At 69.6% G+C, this 21,035-nt stretch carries 22 protein-coding genes; 14 read left to right on the top strand and 8 right to left on the bottom strand.

Translation table 11 applies throughout. The annotated features are described in order from the left end of the window. Positions 1–70 precede the first annotated feature (70 nt). From FY549_RS04190 to FY549_RS04180, 3 genes are all read left to right on the top strand, one after another. Positions 71–1,393, top strand: coding sequence for a GAF domain-containing protein (locus tag FY549_RS04190; RefSeq protein WP_149083962.1), 1,323 nt, complete (start codon positions 71–73; stop codon positions 1,391–1,393). Positions 1,394–1,563: 170 nt separating this feature from the next. Then, the gene (locus FY549_RS04185) at positions 1,564–3,114 is read left to right on the top strand and encodes an aldehyde dehydrogenase family protein (RefSeq protein WP_149083961.1); all 1,551 of its coding nucleotides are present in this window, start codon (positions 1,564–1,566) and stop codon (positions 3,112–3,114) included. 71 nt (positions 3,115–3,185) lie between these two features. After that, positions 3,186–3,578, top strand: coding sequence for a DUF779 domain-containing protein (locus tag FY549_RS04180; protein WP_149083960.1), 393 nt, complete (start codon positions 3,186–3,188; stop codon positions 3,576–3,578). A gap of 92 nt (positions 3,579–3,670) precedes the next feature. Here the strand turns inward: FY549_RS04180 and FY549_RS04175 are convergent, their stop codons facing one another. Continuing rightward, a complete protein-coding gene (locus FY549_RS04175; RefSeq protein WP_374114489.1) occupies positions 3,671–4,033 on the bottom strand; it encodes an ArsR/SmtB family transcription factor in 363 nt (120 codons plus the stop codon). Positions 4,034–4,115: 82 nt separating this feature from the next. Here FY549_RS04175 and FY549_RS04170 point away from each other — a divergent pair, with 82 nt between their 5' ends. Continuing rightward, positions 4,116–5,414 (top strand): FAD-dependent oxidoreductase, encoded by a 1,299-nt coding sequence (locus FY549_RS04170; protein ID WP_149083959.1) that lies wholly within the window; start codon positions 4,116–4,118, stop codon positions 5,412–5,414. A gap of 16 nt (positions 5,415–5,430) precedes the next feature. Continuing rightward, a complete protein-coding gene (locus tag FY549_RS04165) occupies positions 5,431–5,835 on the top strand; it encodes an arsenate reductase ArsC (RefSeq protein ID WP_149083958.1) in 405 nt (134 codons plus the stop codon). 7 nt (positions 5,836–5,842) lie between these two features. Here FY549_RS04165 and FY549_RS04160 read toward each other — a convergent pair whose 3' ends face one another. Then, entirely contained in the window at positions 5,843–6,754 is a 912-nt protein-coding gene (locus FY549_RS04160) for a LysR family transcriptional regulator (protein WP_149083957.1), read from the bottom strand. A 103-nt stretch (positions 6,755–6,857) separates the two neighbouring features. Between FY549_RS04160 and FY549_RS04155 the strand changes: the two genes are divergently transcribed. Both FY549_RS04155 and FY549_RS04150 read left to right on the top strand, forming a co-directional pair. Next, the gene (locus tag FY549_RS04155) at positions 6,858–8,240 is read left to right on the top strand and encodes an MFS transporter (protein WP_149083956.1); all 1,383 of its coding nucleotides are present in this window, start codon (positions 6,858–6,860) and stop codon (positions 8,238–8,240) included. Next, entirely contained in the window at positions 8,237–8,983 is a 747-nt protein-coding gene (locus FY549_RS04150; RefSeq protein ID WP_149083955.1) for a 3-hydroxybutyrate dehydrogenase, read from the top strand. The genes FY549_RS04155 and FY549_RS04150 overlap by 4 nt, the downstream gene beginning before the upstream one ends. 4 nt (positions 8,984–8,987) lie before the next feature. On the opposite strand, the gene FY549_RS04145 is transcribed toward FY549_RS04150, so the two are convergent. After that, a complete protein-coding gene (locus tag FY549_RS04145; RefSeq protein WP_149083954.1) occupies positions 8,988–9,626 on the bottom strand; it encodes a TetR/AcrR family transcriptional regulator in 639 nt (212 codons plus the stop codon). A 63-nt stretch (positions 9,627–9,689) separates the two neighbouring features. Between FY549_RS04145 and FY549_RS04140 the strand changes: the two genes are divergently transcribed. Next, positions 9,690–11,009, top strand: coding sequence for a glycosyltransferase (locus FY549_RS04140; protein ID WP_149083953.1), 1,320 nt, complete (start codon positions 9,690–9,692; stop codon positions 11,007–11,009). 46 nt (positions 11,010–11,055) lie between these two features. On the opposite strand, the gene FY549_RS04135 is transcribed toward FY549_RS04140, so the two are convergent. From FY549_RS04135 to FY549_RS04120, 4 genes are all read right to left on the bottom strand, one after another. After that, on the bottom strand, positions 11,056–11,517 hold the full coding sequence (locus FY549_RS04135; protein WP_149083952.1) for a hypothetical protein: 462 nt from the start codon (positions 11,515–11,517) through the stop codon (positions 11,056–11,058). Then, positions 11,514–11,762, bottom strand: coding sequence for a hypothetical protein (locus FY549_RS04130; RefSeq protein ID WP_149083951.1), 249 nt, complete (start codon positions 11,760–11,762; stop codon positions 11,514–11,516). The genes FY549_RS04135 and FY549_RS04130 overlap by 4 nt, the downstream gene beginning before the upstream one ends. 877 nt (positions 11,763–12,639) lie before the next feature. After that, positions 12,640–13,722 (bottom strand): hypothetical protein, encoded by a 1,083-nt coding sequence (locus tag FY549_RS04125; RefSeq protein ID WP_149083950.1) that lies wholly within the window; start codon positions 13,720–13,722, stop codon positions 12,640–12,642. Next, positions 13,719–14,624, bottom strand: a complete 906-nt coding sequence (locus tag FY549_RS04120) for a hypothetical protein (RefSeq protein ID WP_149083949.1) — start codon at positions 14,622–14,624, stop codon at positions 13,719–13,721. Before FY549_RS04120 ends, FY549_RS04125 begins: the two co-directional genes overlap by 4 nt. A 65-nt stretch (positions 14,625–14,689) precedes the next feature. On the opposite strand from FY549_RS04120, the gene FY549_RS04115 reads away from it, so the two are divergent. After that, positions 14,690–15,049: a hypothetical protein gene (locus FY549_RS04115; protein WP_200839096.1), complete on the top strand. Its 360-nt coding sequence runs from the start codon at positions 14,690–14,692 to the stop codon at positions 15,047–15,049. A gap of 2 nt (positions 15,050–15,051) precedes the next feature. Here the strand turns inward: FY549_RS04115 and FY549_RS04110 are convergent, their stop codons facing one another. Continuing rightward, positions 15,052–15,639: an Lrp/AsnC family transcriptional regulator gene (locus FY549_RS04110; RefSeq protein ID WP_234024180.1), complete on the bottom strand. Its 588-nt coding sequence runs from the start codon at positions 15,637–15,639 to the stop codon at positions 15,052–15,054. Between the two features lie 151 nt (positions 15,640–15,790). Between FY549_RS04110 and FY549_RS04105 the strand changes: the two genes are divergently transcribed. Genes FY549_RS04105 through FY549_RS04085 form a run of 5 tightly spaced genes read left to right on the top strand, consistent with a single transcriptional unit; the run spans position 15,791 to position 20,998 of the window. Next, positions 15,791–17,374, top strand: a complete 1,584-nt coding sequence (locus tag FY549_RS04105) for an ABC transporter substrate-binding protein (RefSeq protein ID WP_149083948.1) — start codon at positions 15,791–15,793, stop codon at positions 17,372–17,374. Positions 17,375–17,384: 10 nt separating this feature from the next. Continuing rightward, on the top strand, positions 17,385–18,446 hold the full coding sequence (locus tag FY549_RS04100; RefSeq protein WP_058631931.1) for an ABC transporter permease: 1,062 nt from the start codon (positions 17,385–17,387) through the stop codon (positions 18,444–18,446). Further along, on the top strand, positions 18,443–19,354 hold the full coding sequence (locus FY549_RS04095) for an ABC transporter permease (protein ID WP_149083947.1): 912 nt from the start codon (positions 18,443–18,445) through the stop codon (positions 19,352–19,354). Before FY549_RS04100 ends, FY549_RS04095 begins: the two co-directional genes overlap by 4 nt. Continuing rightward, positions 19,351–20,166 (top strand): ABC transporter ATP-binding protein, encoded by an 816-nt coding sequence (locus FY549_RS04090; protein WP_149083946.1) that lies wholly within the window; start codon positions 19,351–19,353, stop codon positions 20,164–20,166. Before FY549_RS04095 ends, FY549_RS04090 begins: the two co-directional genes overlap by 4 nt. Continuing rightward, positions 20,159–20,998 (top strand): ABC transporter ATP-binding protein, encoded by an 840-nt coding sequence (locus FY549_RS04085; protein ID WP_149083945.1) that lies wholly within the window; start codon positions 20,159–20,161, stop codon positions 20,996–20,998. Before FY549_RS04090 ends, FY549_RS04085 begins: the two co-directional genes overlap by 8 nt. Positions 20,999–21,035: the final 37 nt, after the last annotated feature.

Genomic DNA, 21,035 nt, shown 5'->3' with positions numbered 1-21,035 from the left:
CCGCTGTTCCGCCGAGCCGATGCTGCTCGTACACTGAGGGCACGCTCCCGGCTCCAGGAACGGAGAACGCGTGTCTGCGACGTGGCACGATCCGCGAGAGGCGTCACCGACGGCGTCTCGCCTCCTCGTCGAGCGCGCCCACGAGGAGCTCATCGCCGGGAACCTGGACGATCACCGACTCCGTGAGGTTCGTCCGCTCGTGCGGGAGTCCTGGGAGCGGTCCTGGCGCCATCGCGTCGGACCGGAGGGGCTGCCCCCGCTCGACCTGCAGGAGCACGAGCTCGAGGCGTACCGTCGCGCCCATCCACTCGCCTCCGCGATGGACATGATCCGCGCCCTGCTGCTGCCGGGCGACTCCGAGGACTCCGGGGTGGTCATCGCCGTGGGAGACCAGGCGGGTCGCCTGCTGTGGATCGAGGGCGATGCCCAGCTCCGGTCCCTCACCGAGGGCATGGGATTCGTCGCGGGCGCGAACTGGGCGGAGGACGCGGTCGGCACCAGCGCCCCCGGCACGGCGCTCACGCTGGAGCGCTCGGTGCAGATCCGTGGGGCCGAGCACTACAACCGACTCGTGCATCCGTGGTCGTGCAGCGCGGCTCCCGTGCACGACCCGGAGACGCGGCGGGTCCTCGGGGTGATCGACATCACCGGCGGGCCGGAGGTCGTGACCCCGCAGGCCCGGCTGCTCGTCGACGCCACCGCGCGGGCGGTCGAATCCGAACTCCTCGTCGCCCGGCTGCGGGGACGCACGGAGTCCTCGGCTCGACGTTCGCCCGGGAAGACACCGCCGGAGCCCACCGCCCGCGCCCGGCTGCAGGTGCTGGGACGCGACCGCGCCCGCCTGGAGACCGCGTCACGGCACGGAGAGACGGTGGCCGAGCTCAGCGCTCGGCACGCGGCGATCCTCCTGATGCTGGCCGTGCACCGCCAGGGGCTCTCGGCCGACCGGCTCGCCGAGCTCGTCTACGGTGCGGACGTGTCCCCGGACACGCTGCGGCCGGAGATGGTGCGGCTGCGGAAGGTGCTGGAGCGCTCGGCCCCCGATCTCGTGCCGGAGTCCCGTCCGTACCGCCTTCCCGTGCCGCTGGAGACCGACGCGCACGACGTGCTGTCCCTCCTCGATCGCGGCGCCCACCGGGTCGCCCTCACCGCCTACCGTGGTGCCGTGCTGCCGGAGTCGACGTCGCCCGGTGTCGAGGAGTTCCGCGGCTCGGTCCGTGCGGCCCTCCGCGAGGTGATGCTGTCCGGAGCGAGTCTCGATGTGCTGCTCGCCTACGCGGACACCCCGGAGGGGAGCGAGGATGCGGAGGTGCTGCGGCTGGCGCTGGAGATGCTGCCCGCGCGCTCGCCGCGTCGCGCCGGCCTCGTGACGCGGATCGAGCGGCTCGCCTGATCCGAACCTCGCCTGACCCGGCCTCCGTCGGCCGCGGATGACGGGCGGTGCCCGACTCGAACCGGATGCAACCCTGTGCAACGGTGCGCACCGGAGTGCAACGGGGAGCGGCCTAGCGTCGAGGCAACACCGCGCACCGCCGCGCGGCGCCCCCCGTCGAAGGAGACCCCATGACCATCGTCGAAGAAGACGTGTCCCTCGCCTACGCCGCCCCTGGACAACCGGGTGCGGTCGCGAACTACCGGCCCCGGTACGGCCACTACATCGGCGGCGAGTTCGTCGAGCCCGCCAAGGGCCAGTACTTCGAGAACATCAGTCCCGTCAACGGCAAGCCCTTCAGCGAGGTCGGCCGCGGCACCGTCGAGGACATCGACCGCGCCGTCGACGTCGCCTGGAAGGCCTTCACCGCCTGGGGCAAGACCAGCCCCGCGGAGCGCTCCGTGATCCTGAACCGCATCGCCGACCGGATGGAGCAGCACCTCGAGGAGATCGCGGTCGCCGAGACCTGGGAGAACGGCAAGCCGGTGCGGGAGACCCTCGCCGCCGACATCCCGCTCGCGATCGACCACTTTCGCTACTTCGCCGGGGTGCTCCGTGCGCAGGAGGGCGGCATCAGCCAGCTCGACGAGAACACCGTCGCGTATCACTTCCACGAGCCGCTCGGCGTCGTCGGCCAGATCATCCCCTGGAACTTCCCGATCCTCATGGCCGTGTGGAAGCTGGCGCCGGCGCTCGCCGCGGGCAACTGCATCGTCATCAAGCCCGCGGAGCAGACGCCCGCGTCGATCCTGTTCCTGTTCGACATCATCGGCGACCTGCTGCCGGCCGGTGTGGTGAACATCGTGAACGGCTTCGGCATCGAGGCCGGCGCACCACTCGCGCAGCACAAGCGCATCCGCAAGGTCGCCTTCACCGGAGAGACCACGACCGGCCGCCTCATCATGCAGTACGCCTCGCAGAACCTCATCCCCGTCACCCTGGAGCTCGGCGGCAAGAGCCCGAACGTCTTCTTCGAGGACGTCGCGCGCTCCACGAGCGACCCGTTCTACGACAAGGCACTCGAGGGTTTCACGATGTTCGCGCTCAACCAGGGCGAGGTCTGCACCTGTCCGTCACGCGCCCTCATCCAGCGCTCGATCTACGACGGCTTCCTCGCCGACGGCCTCGAGCGCGTGAAGAAGGTCGTGCAGGGCAACCCGCTCGATCCGGCGACCATGATCGGCGCGCAGGCCTCGAACGATCAGCTGGAGAAGATCCTCAGCTACATCGACATCGGGAAGCAGGGCGGGGCCCGACTGCTCACGGGAGGCGAGCGCGCCGACCTCGGCGGCGACCTCAGCGAGGGCTTCTACGTGCAGCCGACGGTGTTCGAGGGAACGAACGACATGCGGATCTTCCAGGAGGAGATCTTCGGTCCGGTGCTCTCGGTGACGTCGTTCGACGACTTCGACGACGCGATCTCGATCGCGAACGACACCCTCTACGGCCTCGGCGCGGGGGTCTGGAGCCGGAGCGGCGACACCGCCTACCGTGCGGGCCGGGCGATCGAGGCCGGTCGTGTCTGGACGAACACGTACCACCAGTACCCGGCGCATGCCGCGTTCGGCGGGTACAAGCAGTCCGGTGTGGGCCGCGAGAACCACAAGATGATGCTCGACCACTACCAGCAGACGAAGAACCTGCTCGTCTCGTACGCTGATGGCCCGCTGGGCTTCTTCTGATCGTCGGCGCCGGGGGGGGGGGGGGGGGGCGGCGGCCGCCGCCCCCCACCCGGCATACGGGAAGGAATCGCATGGCCAGTCCGACCCCGCCCGCGCGCGTCGCGGTGACCGACCCCGCCGCCGCGCTCGTCCGCGAACTCACCGCGCAGCACGGGCCGCTCATGTTCCACCAGTCCGGCGGCTGCTGCGACGGCTCCGCGCCCATGTGCTATCCGGTGGGGATGTTCCTCACCGGCCCGGGCGACGTGCTCCTCGGCGCCCTCGACGTGGGGCTCGACGATCCGGTCGAGGTCTTCATGTCGGCCTCGCAGTTCGAGTACTGGAAGTACACGCATCTGACGATCGACGTCGTGCCGGGACGCGGTGCCGGCTTCAGCGTCGAGGGTCCCACGGGGATGCGGTTCCTCATCCGTTCGCGGATGCTCGACGAGGCCGAGCTGGCGGGCCTCGGCGTCACGGCGTGACCGAACGTCCTCGAATCGTCTGAGCGGTCCGGTTTCGACCCGCGATGCAGCCCCTTGCGCGCGCAACGCGGCGCGACCACGGGCACCACGGGTCAGCGACCGGAAGCGTCGAGCACCGGCGACCGCAAGGCGTCGGCGGCAGCGCCAAGGGCCGCGTCGTTCAGCGAGAAGTACGCCCATCGGCCCCGCTGCTCGCGCGTGACGAGTCCCGCGTCGGCGAGCAGCTTCATGTGGTGCGAGACGGTGCCCTGGGAGAGGCCCACGGGTCCGGTGAGATCGCAGATGCAGGCTTCTCCGCCCTCGCTGCCGGAGATCAGCGACAGCAGCATCACGCGAGTGGGGTCGCCCAGAGCTTTGAAGACGCGCGCGATCCGCTCGGCGTCGTCGGGGCCGAGCGTGGCGGTGACGTGAGGCGTGCAGCACGTGCTCTGGTCGATGGTCGCGGGAAGGGTCACGCTCTCAGTCTTGCACGTATTGACAATCATCGATAGATGGGTGATGCTGCCCGTATTGATGTTCATCGATGTAAGGAGAGCCATGACCGACCTGCCCGTGGCCATCATCGGCGCCGGCCCGCAGGGTCTGGCGGCTGCGGCACACCTGACGGAACGCGGTCTCGATGCCCTCGTGCTGGAACAGGGCGAGCACGCCGGAGACGCTGTCCGGGAGTGGGGGCACGTGCGGATGTTCTCCTCCTGGCCGGAGCTCACGGATGCCGCCGCACGCCGCCTTCTCGAACCGACCGGCTGGACCGCACCGGCCAGCGGGTATCCCCGGGCGGAGGAGTGGCTGCAGGAGTACCTCCTGCCCCTCGCGGACGCCCTGGGGCACAGGGTCCGTACCGGGACCACGGTCACCGGTGTCTCCCGGAGGGGGCGCGACAAAGTCGTCGATGCCGGGCGGCGCGATCAGCCGTTCGTCGTGCACACGCGCGACAGCGCCGGTGCCGAGGGCACGGTGCTGGCGCGGGCGATCATCGATGCGAGCGGCACCTGGAGCCTCCCGAACCCCGCGGGGGCCGATGGCTTCCCGGCGGTCGGCGAGACCGCCGCACGTGCCCGAATCACGTATCGGATCCCGGACGACGTCTCCGCCTTCGCCGGTATGCACGCGGTGGTCGTCGGCGCCGGGCACTCGGCGACGCACGCCGTGCTCCGCCTCAGCGAACTGGCGCGTCGTGAACCCGGAACCCGCGTGACGTGGCTGCTGCGTCGAGGGAGTGCGGCCACCGTGTTCGGCGGCGGGGCAGCGGACGAATTGCCGGAGCGCGCGGCTCTCGGCACCCGTGCGCGCGCGGTCGTCGAATCGGGCGTCGTCGAGGTGGTCACCGGCTTCCGCGTCGCTGAACTCCGTTCCGAGTCCGGCACCCTGTCCGTGATCGCGGAGGATGGTCGGGAGGTCTCCGGTGTCGGTCACGTCTTCGCCCTCACCGGCTTTCGTCCGGACACGAGCTTCCTGCGCGAGCTTCGCATCGACCTCCATCCCTCCTTGGACGCGGTGGCGGGAATCGCCGACGAGATCGACCCGAACATCCACTCGTGCGGTTCGGTGGCGGCCACGGGCGCCCGACAACTCGCCCAGCCGGAGCACGGCGTGTTCATCGTCGGCGCGAAGTCCTACGGACGCGCCCCGACCTTCCTGGCCCTGACCGGGTTCGAGCAGGTGCGCAGCGTCGCCGCACATCTCGCGGGAGACCACGAGGCGGCCGCGCGCAACGAGCTCGTGCTGCCCGAGACGGGTGTCTGCGGGGGAGCCGGAGGCTTCGACGGCGCGGGCAGTTGCTGCGCCGCGCCCACTACGCTGCAGATCGGGTCCCGACCCGTCCCGGTCGGCTGAGCATCCTGGAGAGACCATGACCGCACCGCACAAGCCCTCCGTCCTCTTCGTCTGCGTACACAACGCGGGGCGCTCCCAGATGGCCGCCGGGTTCCTCCGAGAGATCGCCGGCGACCGCATCGAGGTGCGCTCCGCGGGCTCGCTGCCCGCCGCCCAGATCAACCCCGTCGCGGTGGCCGCGATGGAGGAGGCGGGTATCGACATCACCGCCGAGCAGCCCAAGGTCCTGACCACGGAAGCCGTGCAGGCCTCGGACGTCGTGATCACGATGGGGTGCGGGGACGCGTGCCCGTTCTTCCCCGGCAAGCGCTACGAGGACTGGGCCCTGGACGACCCGGCGGGCCAAGGGATCGACGCCGTCCGCCCGATCCGCGACGACATCCGCCGCCGCATCGAGGCCCTGGTGGCCGAGCTGCTCTGACCGACGGTCAGTCGGCCCCGTCGAGCATGGCCTTCGCGGCGCGTGTGCGTGCACGCAGCGCCCCGGCGAGGGCCGCGACCGCGGGAAGTCGCAGCGACTCGGGCCGGGCGACCATGTAGTACGGCAGCTTCTCGGCGAAGGTCTCCGGCAGCAGCCGCACCAGATCCGCGTGCCGGTCGGCAGCGAAGCACGGCAGCAGACCGATCCCGGCCCCCGCTCGGGTGGCCTCGACGTGCACGAAGACGTTGGTGGAGGTGAGACCGTCCTGCATGCCGGGGACGAGTCGGCGAGGAAGGTCGAGCGCGTCCACCTGGAGCATCGAGTCGACGAAGTACACGAGACGATGCTGCTCGATCTCCGCGCGTGAGACGGGGGTGCCGGTGCGGTCGAGGTAGTCCCGCGAGGCGTACATGCCGAGCGTGTACGTCCCCAGCTTCACCGCGTGCGCTCGCCGGGTCTGCGGCGTGCCCACGACCACCTCCAGATCCAGACCGGCACGATGCTCGGCGGCTCGGCGTGTGGCGGCCACGATCTCGACGGTCAGTCGCGGGTGCTCACGACGCAACTCCGCGATCGCGGGGGCGGCGATGTAGGCGCTGAATCCATCGGTGGCGGACATGCGCACGACGCCCGCGATCGGATCAGGGGTCTCCCCGGGGGCGGAGTCGAGTTGCGACAGCGCGGCCTCGATGCGTCCTCCCGTCTCGGCGGCGGTGCGCCCGAGGTCGGTGAGCTCCCACCCGGAGGCGGACTGAGTGACCACCCGTCCGCCGAGCGCGTCCTCCAGGGCGGCGATGCGGCGCGCGACGGTCGTGTGGTCGAGACCCAGGTGCGTGGCGGCACTCGTGTACCGGCCGGTGCGCGCGACCGCGAGCAGCACGAGCAGGTCGTCTGATCGGGGCCTCTTCGCCGCATCCATGCTGCAATTATGCACAGCGACTGCGCGTCACTGGGCATTGCTGCAATCCCGACCGGTGCCGACACTGGAACGGATGTGTCACCGTCGACACCGAAGGAGAGAAATGACCGCCCCCACCCGCGCCTCCGGTCACCCCGCCGCCGCCTCCCCGTCCAAGCTCAAGCGCGTCGTCGTCGCCTCCATGGCCGGCACCGTGGTGGAGTGGTACGAGTTCTTCCTCTACGCCACCGCCGCCAGCCTGGTCTTCGGCACCTACTTCTTCCCGGCCACGGGGTCGCCGCTCGACGGCATCATCGCCGCGTTCGTGACCTATGCGGTCGGCTTCGTCGCGCGGCCGCTCGGTGGCATCGTCTTCGGTCAGATCGGGGACCGCTTCGGCCGCAAGCCCACGCTCCAGGCGACGATCATCATCGTCGGCGCCGCGACCTTCCTCATGGGATGCCTCCCCGGCTTCCAGAGCATCGGCTACTGGGCACCGGCGATGCTCGTGGCGCTGCGCTTCATCCAGGGCTTCGCGGTCGGCGGCGAGTGGGGTGGCGCCGTCCTCCTGGTCGCGGAGCAGAGCCCCGACCGCTCGCGCGCCTTCTGGTCGAGCTGGCCGCAGGCGGCGGTCCCCGTCGGCAACCTGTTCGCCACGCTCGTGCTCCTCGTGAGCTCGTGGGCGATGAGCTCGGCCGCCTTCCTCGAGTGGGGTTGGCGCATCGCGTTCTGGCTCTCCGCGGTGATCGTGCTCGTCGGCTACTACATCCGCCGCAACGTCGAGGAGGCTCCGATCTTCCTCGAGGCGAAGGCGCAGGTCGAGGCGGAGAAGGCCACGTCCTACGGCGTGGTCGAGGTGCTGCGCCGGTACCCCGTCGGGATCGTGCAGGCGATGGGGCTCCGCTTCGCCGAGAACATCGTCTACTACATCGTCGTCAGCTTCACGATCGTGTACCTCAAGACCGTGCACGAGTACGACACCAGTCAGCTGCTGCTCGCCCTGCTCATCGCGCACGTCGTGCATTTCGTGATCATCCCGCAGGCGGGGCGGCTCGCCGACCGCTGGGGGCGCAAGCCGGTCTACCTCACCGGCGCGATCTTCAGCGCCACGTGGGCATTCTTCGCCTTCCCGCTCTTCGACACGCTGAACCCGGTCCTGATCGTGCTGGCCGTCACCATCGGTCTGTGCTTCCACGCCTTCATGTACGCGCCGCAGCCGGCGGTCATGGCCGAGCTGTTCCCGACACGGATGCGCTACTCCGGAGTCTCGCTCGGCTCGCAGGTCACCGCGATCCTCGCCGGGTCGCTGGCGCCGATCCTCGCCATCCAGTGGCTCCGGGACTTCGGCTCCTGGCTGCCGATCGCGCTCTACATCGTGTTCGCCTGCATCGTGACCGCCGTCGCCGTCCTCTCTCTCCGCGAGACGAAGGGGGCGTCGCTCCAGGCCATCGACGACGCCGATGCCGCCCGTACGAACGCCCGTGCTGCCGCTGCAAGTGCCGCATGAGGGAGCTGCACGGACGCCGGGCTCTCGTCACCGGGGGAGCGAGCGGCATCGGCGCCGCCTGCGCGAGGGCCTTCGCGCAGGCGGGCGCCCGAGTGACCATCGCCGACATCGACGGTGACGCGGCCGGGAGGCTCGCGGACGAGATCGGCGGGGACGCGTGGCAGGTCGACCTCACCGACCGGGACGCACTGGCCGCACTCCGCTTCGACACCGACATCCTCGTCAACAACGCCGGCGTGCAGCACGTCAGCCCGATCGAGGACTTCGACCCGGCCCGCTTCTCGCTCCTGCTGCAGTTGATGCTGGAGGCGCCGTTCCTGCTGACGCGGGCCGTGCTCCCGGGAATGTACGAGCGCGGTTTCGGGCGGATCATCAACATGTCGAGCGTCCACGGTCTTCGCGCCTCGCCGTTCAAGGCGGCCTACGTGGCGGCCAAGCACGGCCTCGAGGGCCTGTCGAAGGTGACGGCGCTGGAGGGTGCCGCGCACGGCGTCACCAGCAACTGCATCAATCCGGGCTACGTGCGGACGCCTCTCGTGGAGCGTCAGATCGCCGACCAGGCGCGGGTGCACGGCATCCCGGAGAGCGAGGTGCTGGAGAAGGTGCTGCTCACGGAAGCCGCGATCAAGCGCCTCGTCGAGCCGGAGGAGGTCGCCGGTCTCGCCGTGTGGCTCGCCGCCGACGCCGCCGGGATGGTGACCGGCGCGAGCTACACGATGGACGGCGGCTGGTCCGCGCGCTGAGCCGTCACGCCGTCGGGGACGCCGTGGTGAGCACCGCTGTCCGCAGCCAGCTGCGGTACCGATCCGGCGACCACTGGGACTGCACGACGAGCTGCTGGTAGCTCTCCGGTGAGAGCAGGAACGACAGCACGTCGGCGAGGGCGTCGCTGTCGTGCTCGGAGGCGACGATTCCGCGGCGCTGCAGTTCCGACGCGAACCCGCGGTAGTCCGCCGCCCGGTTCGCGAGGATGCGCTGCAGGGCGGCATCGACGATCGGGTCGGAGAGCGCCGCGCCCAGGAGGACCGTCCAGAGTGCATGCCCGCGTTCGTTCGCGGCGCCGATCTGCGTGATGACCGCGTCGAGGAAGACATCGTCGGGCAAGGACGTCAGCCCCGATCCGGCTTCGGTGTCGGCGAGGGTCTCCGCGGCTTCCGAGCCGGAGAAGGTGATCTCGAACGCGGCGATGAGGAGTTCCGCCTTCGCCGCCGTGGTCTTCACCGTCTCCGCGGAGACGCCGGCTTCCCTGGCGATCGCGGAGATCGTCGTCGCCTGGTATCCCTGTGCGGCGAACAGACGGGCCGCCGCTGTGACGATGCGCGCGCGGGTCTCTTCCGCTTGGCGTGTCCGCAGGGCGGAGCGGTATGGGCGTGCGGATGAACTCATTGACTTTCCTCAGAGGGTGATGAATACTTCAACGGTACAACCAACCCTATCGAGAGAGCCGCCATGTCCCGTTACCTCCTCACCTGCACTCCCGCCCACGGGCACGTGCTCCCGCTGCTGCAGGTCGCCAGGCACCTGGTCGCCGGCGGGCACGACGTCCTCTTTCTCACGAGCACCCGTTACGAGGAGCAGGTGACCGCGGCGGGCGCGCGGTTCCGTCCGCTGCCGGCGGAGGCCGACGTCGATCTCGATGACGCGAACGGCGCGTTCCCCGAGCGCGAGGGCCTCACCGGGGTGGCCGCCCTCCGCTTCGACATGAGCACCCTCTTCATCCGCCCAGGTCGGGCTCAGCTCGAGGCCGTGCGCGTCGAGCTGGCCCGGAACCGCATCGACGCCGTCCTCACCGAACCACTGTTCGTCGGTGCGGCGCTCCTGCAGCGGCTGCCGAAGGCCGAACGACCCGCGGTCGTGGTCCTCGGGATCTTCCCGCTCGGCGCCCGCAGCGTCGACACGGCCCCGTTCGGGCTCGGAGTCACGCCGATGCGCGGGCCGCTCGGTCGGGTGCGCAACGCCTTCCTCCGTACCGTGGCGGAGCGCGTGATCTTCGGCGGTGTGCAGAAGGAGGCCGACGCCATGGCGCGCGAGGCGGTCGGCCGCGATCTCGGCGGATTCGTGCTCGACTGGGCGGGGCGCGCCGATGCGTACGTGCAGTTCTCGGTATCCGCGTTCGAGTACCCACGCTCCGACCTCCCGGCGTCCGTGCACTTCGCCGGGCCCCTGCCCGCGGCGGCGTCGACCGTGCCGCTGCCCGAGTGGTGGTCCGACCTGGACGGACGGCGGCCCGTGATCCACGTCAGTCAGGGCACCATCGCCAACGCCGACTTCGGCCAGCTCGTGCTGCCGACCATCGCCGGGCTCGCCCAGGCCGACGTGCTCGTGGTGGTCTCCACGGGCGGGCGTCCGCGGGAGGTGCTGCCGAAGGAGCTGCCGGCCAACGTCCGTGTCGCTGAATACCTGCCCTACGACCGGCTGCTGCCGGAGGTCGACGTGTTCGTCACGAACGGCGGTTACGGCGGGGTGCAGCAGGCCCTTGCCCAGGGCGTCCCGCTGGTGGTCGCGGGTCAGACGGAGGACAAGGTCGAGGTCTCCGCCCGGGTCGGTTGGACCGGCGTCGGCATCAACCTGCGGACGAATGCGCCGAAGCCGGGGCAGGTGGCCGAGGCCGTGCACCGGGTGCTGGCCGAGCCGACGTTCCGGGACCGCGCACGGCAGATCGGAGAGGCGATGCGCGCTGCGGACGCCTGGCAGATGCTCGACGCGGTCCTGGCCGGGACGACGGCCCTGGGGCCTGCCGTGGAGCAGGCCCCAGGGCCGGTCTTCTGAACTGTAGGGGACCTGACGATGCATCAGGTCCCCTTACAGGAGTGGGTCAGGTGAGGCGAGTGCCTCTCCTATGTGCCGTGCGTTGGCTCGGCGCCGTTCCGGACTGCACGGCCGCGAGCACCCCCCACGCGACGAAGTGGAACGCTCCCAACGCGACAACCGTCTCGGGGAGCGTCGAGAACGTCGTTGTATCGGAGCTCGCAAGTGTGAGCTGCACGATGATCGCGGCACTGACTCCCAACCCGATCAGCGCCGCAAGGAAACCGATGGCTACGGTCATCCACGTGCGTCCCCATCGATCGCTTACAGCCATCGCGACGAGAGGTGCGGCAACGGACCACACGGCGAGCGGGATGCTGAACACTTGGTACAACCCCATCAGGCCGAGCGTCGATGCGAGGTCGAAGGGCGCTCCGTGCACGAGGACTCCGAGCTGCACTGCTGAGCCGGCTCCCCACGAGAGGATCAACGCCCACATTGCGGCCCGGGGACGAATTCTGCCGGTCACGAGTGGCTTTTCGCGTTCTGGCATGTGCGCAGAACGAAATTGGTCCACGTATTCTTCGCGATGTAGGTGTTCAAGGGCTCCCAAACGTTCGAGCCTTTCACGTTCGCGTTGACCGCGAGCACATACTCGCCGTCTCTACCGGCGTTCATGCGGAAAGTGATGGTTGAACCGGCATGGTCGAAATGCCCCGCCAGAGTGGTGAAGGTCCACGAGCCATATGATGCGTCGGCTGCAGTCACCTTCACCGGTGCGAGGGGCCGGGTGGGAACTTTGAGGTTCCAAAGGTTTCCAACAGCGGGGAACTTTGCCCCAGCCCCCTCCAACGGGGAAGCTGCAGTTGAAGCACCTCTTCAGTTCTTTGAGTGCAGCGGCCTTCGATACGTATCCCCCAGGGGCGAGAGTCTTGGAATTGACATTATTTGAGTACGTCCATCCGGCAGTCGCAGCGAACGCTGCGCCCCGGGCGGACGGGGTATAGATTTCCAGACCATCGTCCACGACGCGATACTCCGCAGGAACCGGGGCGCCGTCGACCGTCGCCGACGGAGGCTCGAGTAGCCCGTAGCTCACCAAGCTGTCGTCGTCGGCTGGCATGATCAGAGCACTTCCATCCTCTTGAAGGATGAAGTCGAGTTCTTCGTCCGCCTCTATCTGGATCGCCTTCGAGGTGGACTCCGGCGGTAGCAATAGGGTAGCCGAAGCTGATTCTCCGTCGACTTCGACATCAGCCTCGTCAGCGACTGAGAATTGCAGCGAGGGTGCTCCGGGAAAAGCGGTCGACTCGGAGAGTGTGAGAGTTTCATCTCCGGCGGAGAACACGACTTCCGGGGTGGGCGAATCCACAATCGCTTCGATGAGCCCGTCCAAGTCGTCTGCTGCTACTTGCCTTCGAGACTGCTGGGGTTCACGCGGGAAAGTGCATTCCCGCGCATGAACGCAACCGGGTGCAACGTCCGCCGGTATACCATCCCGGTATCGCCACGCAGCGTCAGTCCCCAGCTGACCACGGGCGGGACGGTCGAACCGTCAATGCGGAGGGAACGTCGAATTCCTTTCGATCCCGAGGGGGGATGGGGTGGGCGTCGGTTCCCCAGAGCGGCACCCACCCCCACATCGGGTTCGTCAATTCCAGCGGCTGAGCATCCAGAAGACCGCGAATCCGATCACCACGAGGATCGGGACCCAGGTGCCCGTGCGCTTGAGGCGTCGGCCCTGCGGCGCCACCCCGGGCGGCGGCGTGAGCATCCCGGCCGGCGGGGCGAACGGGAGTGCATGGCCCCCGGGTGTCGCGGCGGCGACCAGGCGGTCGTCGCGCCATCGCGCCCACTGGTCGAGCTTGGTCAGCAGCGCGCCCACGGCTCCGAAGAGCCAGGCCCACGTCGCCGGATCGAGCGTGGATGCCCGGCGGGGCGTGTAGAGGAAGAGCCAGTCGTCGACGATCTCGACGTCGAGCTGCGCGGCGTTGTCGATGAACCGCGCCATGATGTCCGGGGTGAAGAGGTAGAGCGCGTCCTGCTCGTAGCCGTCCGGGCAGTACAGGGTGAAGTGCTGGTCGAAGTCACCCTCGAGGGACAGACGCTGCGCCCGCCGGAACGAGGCAGGCAGGTTGGAGCCGAAGCCGTTGTTGCCCTTCGCGTCGAGCACGATGTTCGGCAGCGGGACGTCGAGCTTCACGGCCACGTAGCCCCACCGGTATGTCGTCGAGTTCTTCCCGGACTGCACAGTGTACTGGTAGTTGCCGAACTCCACGAACCGCGGGTGCGTGCCGCGGATGAGGTCGGTGGCCAGGCGCGAGCGGCCGAGGTGGAAGATCATCCCGGGCAGCGGCGGATCGTCGACGCGCGGCTCGTAGGTCATGCCGTTGGCCTGGGCGAACCGGTGCAGGCGATACCGGGTGGTGCGTGCGTTGCGGACGCCCAACCAGATGAGGACGCCCACCCCCGTGGCCACCAGCAGGAGGAGCACGAGGGCGATCGCCGCCGAGGCGGGAGAGCCGCTGCCCGCTGCCACCACCACGGAGGCGAGGACCGGGAGCAGCACGGCCCCGGCGATCGCCACGGCCACGATCGCGATGATCGACGACACCGCCATGCCGGTCGTCCGCCGGGACCGGAGCTCGGCCGCGAAGGCGCGGACGGCGGCCGGGTCGACGGGGTCGGTCAGGGCGCTCGCGTCGAACGATGCCGACGCCTGCGGGGATGTCATCGGTTGACCTCGTCGGCGTCCCACGTGAGGTCGGCGCCCGCGCGTAGAGCCTTCGCCTCCAGCCGCGCGTCCGTGCAGATCGCGCGGATCAGGTCGGGCGAGCCGGCGACGATCGTGGAGTCGTAATCGACCTCCGACACCATCACCCACGCGCGATCCGTCGGCCACAGGATGTTCGGGCTCTGCGCGGCGGGCGGGAAGCCGTGCTCCTCGCCGACCCGGTCGCGCCACGGTACGGCCAGGATCCACTCCGGATCGACGAGATCCCGGGCGCCGCCGGAGAACAGCACGTAGTCGCGGCCGGGGAGGCGCAGCCGCGGCCCCTCGGAGATCTCCCGCGAAAGGATGCCGTCCTGCCAGGTCGGCTTCCGGAAGGCGTTGTTGAACGGGTCGTGGATGCTGCGGTCGAGCATCGCCTGATGGTCCGGGTCGGCGCTGAACGTGAGGAAGGCTCGGGACGGCCCGTCTCCGAAGAAGCCGACCAGACCGCCGAACCCCTCCCAGAGCGCGACGACCCCGTCGTCCGGCGTCGCGGTGTGGGCGGCGAGGTGCCCGGCGAGGACCGCCACGAGATCGCTGTCGAGTGCGCCCTCCATCGGCGCCGTGAACGTGCGGCCGTCCGGAGCGATGCGGGTCCGCCAGTCGGCGTCGACGGGAGTGCGCACGATCCGGTGCCACTGCGCCTCTGCGTGCATCGTCGTGCCGAAGGCGGCGGCGGTCTCCGCCCACGTGACACGCACGTCGGGTTCGGTCGCCGTGGGACTGTCCCGCACCGCGGCGGGATGGAACACGCGGGCGTACGCAGGGAAGCCACGGGGGACGACCGCGTGCATGCTGCTGAGGTCGTCGTCGAGGGTCTCGCGCAGCCACGCGCCGACGCCGGGGTCTGCGATCCACTCCATGCGACCACGGTACCGGCCGCGTCCGACGACGCCAGGCGTGCCCGCCGATCCCCCATAATCGAGGGGTGACTGCCACCGCCGCCCTCCCCTCCCTCGACGGCCGACGCTTCCGCATGGTCTCGTCCACGACGTCCGCCGTCGACCCCGACGCCCCCAGCGTCTTCGAGTACTTCGAGAAGGACGGCGCGATCTGGGGCGGCTACGAGGGCGACACGGTCACCTTCGGCAAGTTCGTTGGCACGCGGACCGGCGACACAATCTGGGTCTCGTTCGTCCACGTGCTCAAGGCCGACGGCACCGTCGTCACCGGCGACGGCGAGAGCGAACTGGAGCTCACCGATGACGGCCGCATCCGCCTGGTGGAGCACTACGAGATGCACGGCCTCCCGCAGCTGAGCGTCGTCGAGGAGATTCCGGCCGCCTGACCTCAGCGTGGCGGCAGCGCGTCCCGGCCGGGCGACGCCGGTGTCCACCGGGTCATCCCGAGCGGGACCTCGGTCTGCCGCTCCGGCAGGTCCCCCGGCAACAGGTACGGCCGGCGGATGACCTCGTCGAGAACGACGACGCTGACCACGGTGCGCACCTCGGGGAGCTGCGCGATGACCCCCGTCGAGAACTCGTGCACGCCGCTCACGTCGACGGCACGGATGAGCAGCATCGCGTCGTGCTCCCCGGTCGTGATCGCGCACCACTCCACGTCCGGCATCTCGATGATTCGCTCGCGGAACGACGCCCAGGCCTGCGGCATGACGGTCACGAAGACGAGCGCCCCGATCGAGAGCCCGGCCTTGGCCTGATCCACCCGCGCGCTGAACCCGGTGATGACGCCGTCGTGCACGAGCGACTCCACCCGCGTGTAGGCACTGGCCCGCGAGATGCCGACCTTCTCGGCGAGGGCGGCGATCGAGACGCGACCGTTATCGCGCAGCACGTCGAGGATTCTGTACGCCGTCTCATCCAAAGGGGCAGCACTTCGTCCAGATTGCTTCGACGGATCCGCGTCCTTGCTGGACATATTGCTCCTCACATCCGAGGTTCTCGACAATGCGTGCCGGTGTGACGCGCACTTGCTGGACACATCGTCGCATATGATGCGAATCTGATCCCCGGTCGTCCACATCGGTGGCGACCGGACCCGAATGTACTCCTCGCCCTTGGAGGCCCTGATGTCGTCACGCCGTATCACGCCGGTCATCGCGCTCGGAGCCGTCGCGCTCCTGGCGCTCGCAGGTTGCTCGGGAGGGAACTCGGCGAACAACTCCGAGTCGTCCCAGGGCTCCGACTCCCTGGTCATCGACACCGCATTCTCGATCGAGACCACGGACCCCGGTCACACGTACGACCCGACCGGCAACATGATCGCGAAGGCGCTGTACGAGACCCTCGTCGACTTCGAGGGCTCCGACGTCTCGACCCCGGTCCCGGGCCTCGCCTCGTGGGAGCAGAACGACGAGGCGACCGAGTTCACGTTCACGCTCGAAGGCGACCGCGTGTTCTCCGACGGCTCGCCCATCGAGGCGAAGGACGTCGTCTTCTCCCTGCAGCGCATCCAGGGCATGGCAGACGCGAAGCCCAACTTCCTGCTCGGCGGCCTGACGATCGAGGAGGTCGACGACAAGACCATCCGCTTCACCTCGGAGACCCCGCTGCTGCAGCTCCCGGCGATCCTCGCGAACCCGGCGCTCGGCATCGTCAACGCGGACGTCGTCATGGAGAACGGCGGCACCACCGACGGCACCGACAGCGCCCAGGGCTTCCTCGACGGCGAGTCCGCCGGTTCCGGACCGTTCGTGCTGGACACCCTCGACCTCAGCTCGCAGGTCGTCCTCACGCGCAACGACGAGTACAACGGCGACGAGGAGTCGGCCTACAGCCGTGTCGTCGTGCGCAACGTCTCGGAGAGCGCGACCCAGCTCGCCAACCTCAAGGGCGGCGACTCCATGGTCGCGATGGACCTCAACGGCGACCAGGTCGCGGGTCTCGGCGACGACATCACGGTCGACTCCGTCCCTTCCGGCCAGACGATCTTCCTGCTGCTGAACCAGGGAGCGGCCGGCGGTGACCTCGCGAACGTGAAGATCGCGGAGGCCATCCGGTACGCCCTCGACTACGACGCGCTGCTCGAGCTCGCGGGTGCGGGCGCGGTCCAGGCGACCGGCGTCATCCCGCCCGGCTTCGAGGGCGCCCTCGACAGCGGTGTGGAGCAGGATCTCGACAAGGCGAAGGCCGCGCTGGAGGAGGCCGGGTACTCCGGTCAGACCCTCAAGCTGCAGTTCCCGAACGACTACCCCGTCGGTGGCGTGGAGTTCACACCGCTCGCGGAGCGCATCCAGGCTCAGCTGGAGGACGCGGGCATCGCCGTCGAACTGGCTCCGGCCCCGTTCGCGACCGAGCTCGACGCATACGTCAACGGCACCGAGGGCTTCGGCCTGTGGTTCTGGGGCCCGGACTACGCCGACTCGGCGAACTTCCTCCCCTTCGCTCCCGGTCTGAAGGTCGGCCTCCGCGCCGGCTGGGCGGCCGAGGCCAACCCGGAGATCGCGGGCATCGCCGCCGGTGCGGCCGCAGCCACCGACGCCGAGCAGCGCACCGAGGCGTTCACGGAGTTCGCCGAGGCCATGCAGGCCGAGGGTCCGTTCGTGCCGCTGATCGTCCCCGGTCGCAACATCTCCTCCGCGTCCAGCGTGGCCGGCGCCGTCTACAACTCCGTGTGGGAGATGGACATCGCCGAGATCCAGCCGGCCGGCTGAGCGGACCATCATGACGACAGTGGCCGTGCAGAGGCAGGCGCAGCGGCGCCGCTCGCCTCTCGTCGGGTACCTGCTGCGGCGAGCCGGGACCTCCCTGCTCCTGTTGGTGGGCGTGACCATCGTCACGTTCGCGCTCACCAACCTGGTGCCGGGAGACCCGGTCTCGGCCGCGCTCGGTGAGGGCGCGTCGCAGAACCCGGCGACGCGCGAGGCGTTCATCAAGGCGAACGGACTCGACCAGCCGCTGTTCGTCCAGTACTTCATCTATATGGGGAACCTGCTCCGCGGGGACCTCGGCACGTCGCTGGTGACCGGACGCCCGGTCACCAGCGACCTCGCCACCGCGGTGCCCGCCACGATCGAGATCGCGATCGGCGCGATCATCGTCAGCCTCGCGGTCAGCATCGTGCTCGGCACCCTCGCCGCCTACCGCCGCGGCCTCGTGACCGACCAGGTCATCCGCGTCGTCACCCTCGTCGGACTCAGCGTCCCGACCTTCTGGCTCGCGCTTGTCAGCTTCTACGTCTTCTTCCTGGAGCTGCGCATCGCACCGGGCTCCGGGCGCATCTCGCCGTCGATCACCCCGCCGCCGCGCGTGACCGGGCTCTACACGGTCGACTACCTGCTGAACGGCGACGCTGTCGGCTTCTTCGACGCTCTCGCGCATCTCGCGCTGCCGGTCATGGTGCTCTCACTCGTGACCATCGGCCTCCTGACCCGCTTCATCCGCACCTCGGTGCTCGAGGTCCTCGGCAGCGACTACGTGCGGGCGGCCAGGGCCAAGGGTCTGCCGGCGATGCGCGTCATCCTCGACTACGTGCTCCGGGGAGCCTCGCTCCCGATCCTCACGGTCGTCGGTGTCGCGTTCGGCGCCCTGCTCTCCGGGACCGTGCTCGTGGAGTCGGTGTTCGCCTGGCCGGGGCTGGGGACGTACGCCTACAACTCCGCCGCGAACCTCGACCTGCCCGGCATCATGGGCGTGGGCCTCGTCGTCGGCGTCATCTACCTCCTCATCAACTTCATCGTGGACCTGCTCTACGGCGTGCTCGACCCGAGAGTGAGGATCGCATGAGCCGCATCGCCGCAGCGACCCCCGCCGGCCGCTTCCGCTTCCGCTGGCCGCGTGCCTGGCGCACCCCGCTCGGCATCATCGGCACGGTCATCGCCGGTGCGTGGATCATCGTCGCCTTCACCGCGCAGTGGTGGGTGCCGTACCCGCCGAACGCTCAGGTCCTGCCTCGACTGCAGGCACCGGGCATCGACACGATCCTCGGTACGGACGGCAACGGTCGCGACATCTTCTCCCGGCTGATGACGGGTGCCACGGTGAGCCTCCCGCTGGCGCTCATGCTGGTGATCGCCGCCATGATCATCGGGACGCTCGTCGGTGCGGTCGCCGGCTACTTCGGTCGCGCGGTCGATGAGACCCTCATGCGCATCACCGACCTGTTCATGGCCTTCCCGACCGTGATCCTGGCCATGGTGGTCGCCGCGTCGCTCGGCCCCTCCCTGTTCAACGCGGTCATCGCCGCGATCGTGGTCTCATGGCCCCAGTACGCCCGCGTCACCCGCAGCATCGTGCTCGGCCTCCGCGGACAGAACTACGTGATCGCCGGTCGCCTTCTCGGCCACTCGCCGCTGCGCACCCTCTTCGTCGACATCCTCCCGAACATCGCCGGCCCCGTGCTCGTGCTCGCGACGCTCGACATCGGTGCGGCCATCCTCCTGCTCTCCGGCCTCTCCTTCCTCGGTCTCGGAGCCCAGCCGCCGACGGCCGAGTGGGGGTCGATGATCTCCGGGGCGATGCAGAACTTCGACGCCTGGTGGCTCGGGGTCTTCCCGGGGCTCGCGATCCTCACCGTGGTGCTCGCGTTCAACTTCCTCGGCGATGCGATGCGCGACGTGCTCGACCCGACCGCGGAGATCACACACGAGAAGCAGGCCGAGCACACGGCCTCCGCGACGGGGGTGCCCGCATGACCGCGCAGAGCACGGCGACGCTCAGCATCCGCGACCTCACGATCGACATCGGCCGTCCGCTCGTCAAGGGCGTCTCCCTGGAACTCGAACCGGGGCGCATCCATGGCCTCGCGGGCGAGTCCGGCTCCGGCAAGACACTCACCTCCCTCGCCGTGCTCGGCCTGCTGCCGCGACAGGCGAAGACCGGCGGCTCGATCCTGCTCGCGGGGGAGGAGCTCGTCGGTCGTAACCGCCGGGGGCTCAACCGCATCCGCGGGAAGCGCATCGCGATGGTCTTCCAGGACCCGTCGGCCTCGCTGCACCCGCAGCTGCCGGTCGGCCGTCAGCTCACCGACCACATGCGCGTGCACCTCGGACTCAAGGGAGCTGCTGCGCGCGCGCGGGCGGTGGAGCTGCTCGAGACCGTGCAGGTGCCGAACCCGGCCGAGGCCCTGAAGCGGTATCCCCATCAGTTCTCCGGCGGACAGCGGCAGCGCATCGCGATCGCGTGCGCCCTCGCCTGCGACCCGGAGGTCCTGCTCGCGGACGAGCCGACGACCGCGCTCGACGTGACGGTTCAGGCCGGCATCCTGAAGCTGCTGCGCGACCTGGCGATCGAGCGGAATCTCGCCGTGCTGCTCGTCACCCACGACCTGGGCGTCATGAGCGCGATCGCCGACACGGTGGCCGTCATGAAGGACGGTCGCATCGTCGAGCTCGCCGATCGGGAGACGCTCTTCCGCGCCCCGCAGCACGAGTACACCCGTATGCTGCTCGCGGCCCTGCCGGGGTCGCGCATCGAGGAGAGCCCCGAGGAGGCCGCGGATGAGTGAGGTCAGCGTCCTCGACGCGCGCGAGGTGGTGGTGCGGTATCCCGGCAACCCGCCCGTGATCGCGGTGAACGGCGTCTCGCTGAGCGTCGCGGCGGGGGAGACCGTCGCCCTCGTGGGTGAGTCCGGCAGCGGCAAGTCGAGCCTGGCTCGCGCCGTCGTCGGCATCGAGAAGACGGCCGCCGGGACCGTATCGTTCCGCGGCGCCCCCGTCGCGCCGCTGGGGATCCGTCGTCGTGACACGGCGCTCACCGGCATCCAGATGGTCTTCCAGGACCCGGCGACCTCGCTGAACCCGCGACGGCGGATCGGCGACCAGATCTCCGACGGCATCGCGACCGCCCGCGCGCGCGGTGCCGCCGGCTCCACCGTGGAGGAATGGCTGGAGCGGGTCGGACTGCCCGCCGAGGTGCGCAGTCGCTTCCCGCATCAGTTCTCGGGCGGTCAGAAGCAGCGCATCGCGATCGCGCGGGCACTCGCCGCACGGCCCTCGCTGCTCGTGGCCGACGAGCCGATCTCCGCGCTCGACGCGTCCACCCAGACGAGTGTCGCCGGGCTCATGCGCGACCTCGTGGCCGAGTCCGGCGCGGGGATGCTCTTCATCTCCCACGATCTCGCGGTCGTGCGTCGTATCGCCGATCGCACGTTCGTCATGTTCGGCGGGCGAGTGCTCGAATCCGGTCCGACCGCTGAGCTGTGGGCGACGCCACGACACCCCTACACGCAGGCGCTGCTCGCCGCGATCCCGGAGCCGGACGGCACGGGCCGCATTCCCGATGCCCCCTCCGCCGAGGACCGCATCGTCTGGGCCGAGGTGCCTCCCGTCGCCTACTGACGGACGGAGACGACGAAGGGCCGGAGCGTGCGCTCCG

The sequence above is a fragment of the Microbacterium sp. 1S1 genome (assembly GCF_008271365.1).
GTDB lineage: Bacteria > Actinomycetota > Actinomycetes > Actinomycetales > Microbacteriaceae > Microbacterium.
This window is presented reverse-complemented; position numbering and strand designations above follow the sequence as displayed.